Source organism: Methylotenera sp. (assembly GCF_036401095.1).
Classification (GTDB): Bacteria; Pseudomonadota; Gammaproteobacteria; order Burkholderiales; family Methylophilaceae; genus Methylotenera.
Genome location: NZ_DASWWA010000014.1, coordinates 1 through 6,757 on the forward strand (window position 1 = coordinate 1; position 6,757 = coordinate 6,757).

A 6,757-nucleotide genomic window follows, 5' to 3' on the forward strand; every position below is an offset into this window, starting at 1 on the left:
ATGTATCCAAAGTATCTGCGGGCTTTCCTTCTCCGGCAGAGGAGTACGTAGATAAAAGGTTGGATACAAATGATTACTTAATTGATCAAAAAGATGCTACATTTTTGTGACCATCAAAGGTTACTCAATGGTCGATGTCGGCCTCTTACCTAGCGAAAAAGCAGTAGTTGATCGTTCGAAAACAGCTAAGGACGGCTCAATAGTGTTAGCAGTAGTCAATGGTGAGTTCACAATCAAGATGTTAAGTTGTAGCATAAAAAGTAATGTACGTTTGTTACCAGCAAACTCAACTGGAGCTTACCCAAGTATTGATATTACTGAAGATACGCAATTTGAAGTGTGGGGTGTTGTCATTGGTTCTTTCAGGCGCTTCGAATAAATAACTGCTCCACAATTTCTGTGGATAACGTTGTTGAATGGGTGGGGATTGGAAGTCTAAGTGTCTGGTGCCGCTATAAAATATGAGATGTATGAAATTTTAATCAGAGCTGGTCCCAATTTAGCCCTATCACTGTTCATGCAGTGGATATTAGTCATATTTAAAGTCTTTTTTCATGCCAACCACCAAAACATATAGTCGTGCATATTGCACTCATAGACGTGAACAATTTCTATATGAGCTGTAAGCGTCTGTTTAATCCGCAACTGGTTGGCAAGCCGGTTGTGATTTGAATCAGTGTTAAAAATAATTCAAAAGTTTAAGTCAACTTTAACAGTTAGTGAAACTTCTACTGAACTACAAATGTTCAAGTATGTCATTAGTTTGTATTTTCTTAAATAACTACTTTTGACTTAAATCTCTGGAGATAATCAATGTCAATCAATCAAATGATATATATAAGTCAGGCCACACGCAAAATGTCCTCTTCTGACTTGCACGAAATACTGAAATCAGCCCAAGACAACAATAAGTCAATCGATGTAACAGGTAGCTTGTTTTATAACGGTGGTTGGTTTTTGCAAGTGTTGGAAGGTCCTACAGAGACCTTAAAAAGACTTTACAACAAAATTGAAAAAGACCCTCGCCATAAAAATACACGTATTATCTATGACGCGCCAGCAAGATTTCGTACTTTTACACGTTGGACCATGAATATGACTAACTTAGAAGATCGTCAGGCTGATAAGTATGACGAACTTGTTGAAGTTATTGAGGCTGCCAAAACAGACCGAAAGATTGGTTCGGCATCACCTGCAGTGACTTTACTGAAAATTTTTAAAAGTTAATTTTGATTGTTTGAAAGGTAAAGTCATTAAATATTAGAAATTTTAAACTAGCACATTAATATACCAATATACTTAATATCACTTGATTTGTTAAAAATGTTTTATTAATGTGCTATCAAATATTCACTTCAACTGCGCCTCAAATTCAGCAATCGGTAAAGGTTTGCTAAAGAAATAGCCTTGATAATGGTCACATCTATACTCTTTTAGAAAGTCCAGCTGCTCGGCCGTTTCAACTCCCTCTGCAATTACTTTCAATCCTAAGCTATGGGACATGTTGATAATCGTAGTGACCAAGGCTCTGTCATTTGCATCCTCAGATATATCGCATACAAAAGATCTATCAATTTTCAATTGATATAAAGGTAGTTTTTTTAGGTACTGTAATGATGAATATCCAGTACCAAAATCATCTAGTTCGAACTGAACGCCAATCTTTCTGAGTTGATTCATGCTTGAAATTGTATTATCAGCATCATCGAGTAACATGCTCTCAGTAAGCTCTAGATTCAGTAGTGAGGGGTTAATTTGGTGCCGAGCAATTGTTGACTCTACATTTTGCACAAAATTGTCTTGATGGAACTGTTTAGCACTAACGTTAACAGATAATTTCAGCTGATTTTTTTGCGGATCCAGTTCCCACTTTTTTAGCTGAAGACAAGATGCATCTAGCACTAACTGCCCAATATCTAGTATTAAACCAGTTTCTTCTGCTAATGGAATGAAGTCTATTGGCGACACCAACCCCCGCTTTGGATGATGCCAGCGAATCAGCACTTCTGCTCCAAATATCTGATGCTGCTTATCCACTTGCATCTGATAAAAAAGCTCGAACTGATTTTGCTCAATCGCAATACGCAATTCGCGCTCTAATGAGGCTCTAGTAGCGATTTCCATCTGCATCTTCGGATCAAAAAAGCGCAAAGTATTACGACCAGCATCTTTAGCCTCATACATTGCAATATCTGCTTGCTTTAACAACTCCTCAATACTGTCATTATTTTTATCAAAGAGCACCGCACCCATACTTGCAGAACTATGGCATTCGTAATTACCCAGGTCATAAGTTTCACTTAATGCTTTAAGAATCTTTAATCCGCACACTTCAACATCCGATGCAGCTATTAGAGGTTCACTCACTAAGTCTTCCAGCAGCACAACATATTCATCACCTCCCAAGCGTGCAACCGTATCACAAGCTCGTACACATTTGCTTATACGTTTTGAGACCTCTTGGAGAAAGATGTCACCAATATCGTGCCCAAGTGCATCATTAATTTTCTTGAAATGATCAATGTCCAAAAACAACAACGCAGCCTTTTTACCACTACGCGCACTGGCAGCTAGAGCTTGTGTCAATCGTTCTGTCATTAAGCGTCTATTAGGTAGGTGCGTCAGTGCGTCATAAAATGCCAACATTTTAATTTCATCAGAGGCTGCTTTATTAAGCGTAATGTCAATAATTGTTGCAACGTAATTAGTGACCTCGCCGTTTGCATCTTTAACCACAGTAATATTAAGTTGGCATGGAAAAAGCTCACCATTTTTTTTACGGTTCCAGATTTCACCTACCCATGAACCGCTGTGATTTATACCGTCCCACATGGAAATATAGAAGTGCTTATCTTGGCGCCCTGAATTCAAAATATTAGGTGTCTTTCCTATCGACTCATCTGCACTATATCCTGTGATGAGTGTATACGAGCGGTTAACCCTAAGAATGATATTTTTGGCATCAGTGATGAATATGCCTTCTTGAGACTCGAATGCAATGGCGGCGATGCTCAGCTGATGATTGGCAAGTTTTCTGTCAGTAATATCTCGTGAAATCATAACGAAATGTGGATTCTCTGAAGACCCATTGTCACGCTTTGCCACTGACAACTCGAACCAACGCAGTTCATCTCCAAAAGGAATTTCAACTTGCTGTCCAGTTGAAATTCCGTTTATTGAGGCTTCATGCAAAGCAGCAAGACAAGTTTCAGCGGCTTTGGGCGGGAGTACATCAGTTACGTTTTTACCAATAATTTCGTTAGCAGGTGCAGCTAACAATGAATCATTTTTAGTGTGATAACCGTAGTAGCATCCTTCAATATCCAACTCAAACAACACATCAGGAATAGCATTTAAGGTGCATTCCAAATCAGACTTTGCTTTATGTAGCTCTTTTGTCATTTGCTGCGCCACAAGCTCAGCACGCTCACGTCCGCTGCCTAATAACCAAACTAGCCAACCAAAAAGTAAACTCAGCAACAAACCACCTGATACTAAATATTTTAATTTATTCTGCGGGAATCGTGCATCAAACTCAGGCATTGAACGTATGACAATATCCCAACGTTTATCACCGATATAAATAGCACGCTTGGTATAAAGGTCTGTATATTGACTTGAATGGCTAAATAGGACTTCATTACCATCTTTAATCTCTATCGCCAAATCTTTATCCAGCTGGTTTTGAAGACTTACCATAAAGTCTTGCATGTGAAAAGGTCCGCTCACCCAGCCAATAATCGCGGCACGTCTAGCTTCTACTGTACCCAATGATTTACTAGTATCATAAATCGGCAAATACATCACGACAGCAGGAGGGCCTTTACTTCCATCTTGCACTAAAGTTAGTTTGGAGGTTACTGCTAGTTGCCCTTGGTCTCGTGCTGCCTCAATTGCCACTTTGCTGATTGGATTTGTAAGCAAATCATAGCCCATTGCATTTAGGTTATTGCCAGAATAAGGCTCTATCAATGACAGCACTGCATAGCGCTGGCGCTCACCTTCAGGTTTAATTCTAAAGTTAGCGTAGCCACGGCGCTCCATATCCGTAATAAACTGTGTGCTATTCTTATTTGGCAAATCAAGAACAATTGCTACAGCCTGAAAGCCAGGAACAGTTTCCGACATTATTAGCGCACCGACGTAATGGCTGTATTCGGCTCTTTTGACAAAGCTTGAACTTTCATAGAATCCTTTAACGCCGCGCAACATAAGCTCGAAGCGAGTAATTCTTAAGTCGATATTACTTACAACCTGATTTGCAGATTCATCAAATACCTGTTGACGTATTTCGCTGGCTTGATTCTGCTCCTTATACCAATACATCACTGTAAGACTCGCCGAAAAAAAAGTCACAGAGGCAGCAATTAAAGTAATTTTCCTGTATCTATTTAGCATAGAAAGTTCTAGTTAGTTTCCTATTTTAAAATATACATACTAATTAGTGATTCAGTGAGTATATCCTATGAAAGAACCATGCAAAGATTACTTAATCTAGTAGCTTCTAGCTCGGCATCATAGTTCTTGCTTGCAAATTAAATTAAATTAAATAGTGTTTTTAACAACATTCCTTGATAATAAATGTTTTGGTCTTGACTGCAGTTTTAACTTGCTATGTACCTTCTGAAATATATTTAACTGAGCTGGAATCAGCACCTTTATTTGTTTTGCCGCTGACGCTGAGCTATGAGCTTAGTTTCGAACTTAGGCCACCACTAACGCAAATCCGCGCTCATTTTCAACTGCTCTTGCAGCTTCAACCTCTGCATTTTGTTTAATAGTTGATGCTAACTCTTCCATATTTGACGCACTTTCTTTTTCTAATGCATCAATTTAATTAAATTACTCAACTCATATAGACACAACTTTGGTAAGCTCTAGATTCGCGATGACTGTTGTGCAGATTTTTTGTGAAAAAATTGTTTACTTTCATTATCAGTAATGCCTACATTATCAAACAAATCAATAGCATATTTAGCAACTAAATTAATTGTCATAAAAAATTTAATATTTCTTTCAACTTTACTTTGTTGAGCATGTCATTTATTGCAACAGTAAAATTCATACAACTCACGATTCATACGACAATTACCCCTTGAAAGAAGACCTTGATGATGGACAGTTCGCAAGAAGAGCAGCGCTTAAGAGCCGTCGAGTATTTAGAGGTACTAGACACGCCTAGAGAGACTGATTTTGATGAGTTAGTTAATCTCGCAGCAATGGTTTTTGAAGTGCCTATATCGACTGTCACAATCTTAGACTCTCATAGGCAATGGTTTAAAGCAGCTGTTGGCATTAACGTAAAGGAGACGCCTAGAGATGTTTCCTTTTGTACGCACGCGATCCAACAACATCACCCACTCATCATTTCCGACACTGCAAAAGATCCAAGATTTGCAAATAACCCTCTCGTTGTTAATGATCCACATCTTGCCTTTTATGCAGGCGTACCTTTACTCACAACTGACAATTTACCAGTTGGTACCTTTTGCATTATGGATAAATCTCCTAGAGAATTGTCCACGCACCAAGTAGAAATCTTAAAGATATTAGCTAACCAAGCAATGAAGTTACTTGAGTTAAGAACTGAACGAAATAAATATCGAAATTTGGTCATCGAAAAAGAGCAAGTTAATAAGCAGCTAGACGAGAGTAAACAGCGATGGCAATTTGCATTAGAGGGTGCAGGTGATGGGGTTTGGGATTGGGACATACCACTGAATCAGTCTTTTTTCTCTAAAAGATGGAAAGAAATGTTGGGCTACACTGATCACGATTTACCTAGCTCTTATGAAACATGGATTGCACTTATCCACGAAGATGATCGAAAAAAAGTAAGAAATAAACTTAATGATTATTTAAATAAGAAGATTGATGCATATAAAGTCGAATATAGAATGCAATGCAAAGACCTGAGTTATAAATGGATATTAGCTAGGGGTAAGATTGTAGAGTGGAGTGTTGACGGTCAACCTAAGCGCATAGTGGGAACTCATACTGACATTTCTGATCGTAAAAAAGCTGAAGAAATTATTTGGCAACAGGCAAATTTTGATGCTCTGACCGGCCTACCTAATAGACGTATGTTTTTTGATAGATTAAAAGAGGAAACTAAAAGAGCCGCTCGAAATAAGCAAAGATTTGCATTGATGTTTATTGATTTAGACGGTTTTAAGGGGGTAAACGACGGCTTTGGCCACAAAGCAGGTGACAACTTATTAATACAAACTACTCAGAGAGTAACAAAATGCATAAGGGATTCAGATACATTTGCAAGATTAGCTGGCGATGAGTTTACAATTATTCTTAGTAATATAGAGAGCGATGATGACGTTCAGGATGTAGCTCAAAAACTATTAAATGCAATTAACATTCCTTATGTTCTAGGTGTTCACAAGGCAAAGGTATCCGCAAGTATAGGTGTTTCTATCTATCCTTTACATGCTGCAGATGGTGACATGCTAATCACTATTGCGGATAGAGCGATGTATCAGGCAAAGGCTCAAGGGAAAAATTGCTGTGTAATAGCTTCACCTAGATAACTAAATTAAGTTGGTTGCCAGATAAAAGCTAGAAAAACGTCAACTGAATGACGTCAACATCATATATGTTGTCGATCGAATTGATCATAATGGCTAGCTAAGTGGTTTTATATTTGAGTGCTTACTTTAATCATGCAACAGTCTTTTTTACAGTATTCACCACAAGACCATGCAGCCGCGGCTACGCATTATAAAGCTCGTGTATTGGACCCAAG

General features: G+C 38.3%; 4 protein-coding genes. 3 read left to right on the forward strand and 1 reads right to left on the reverse strand.

Annotation, left to right across the window (positions count from 1 at the left end; translation table 11 throughout):
* Positions 1-127 precede the first annotated feature (127 nt).
* Together VGD82_RS08595 and VGD82_RS08600 are read left to right on the forward strand one after the other, a co-directional pair.
* Positions 128-379: a LexA family protein gene (locus VGD82_RS08595; RefSeq protein ID WP_331020005.1), complete on the forward strand. Its 252-nt coding sequence runs from the start codon at positions 128-130 to the stop codon at positions 377-379.
* 449 nt (positions 380-828) lie between these two features.
* Complete coding sequence (locus tag VGD82_RS08600) at positions 829-1,227, forward strand: BLUF domain-containing protein (protein ID WP_331020008.1); 399 nt, start codon at positions 829-831, stop codon at positions 1,225-1,227.
* A 123-nt stretch (positions 1,228-1,350) separates the two neighbouring features.
* Here VGD82_RS08600 and VGD82_RS08605 read toward each other — a convergent pair whose 3' ends face one another.
* Entirely contained in the window at positions 1,351-4,326 is a 2,976-nt protein-coding gene (locus VGD82_RS08605) for a bifunctional diguanylate cyclase/phosphodiesterase (RefSeq protein WP_331020006.1), read from the reverse strand.
* 785 nt (positions 4,327-5,111) lie between these two features.
* Between VGD82_RS08605 and VGD82_RS08610 the strand changes: the two genes are divergently transcribed.
* Positions 5,112-6,542, forward strand: coding sequence for a sensor domain-containing diguanylate cyclase (locus VGD82_RS08610; protein WP_331020007.1), 1,431 nt, complete (start codon positions 5,112-5,114; stop codon positions 6,540-6,542).
* The last annotated feature ends 215 nt before the right edge of the window (positions 6,543-6,757 follow it).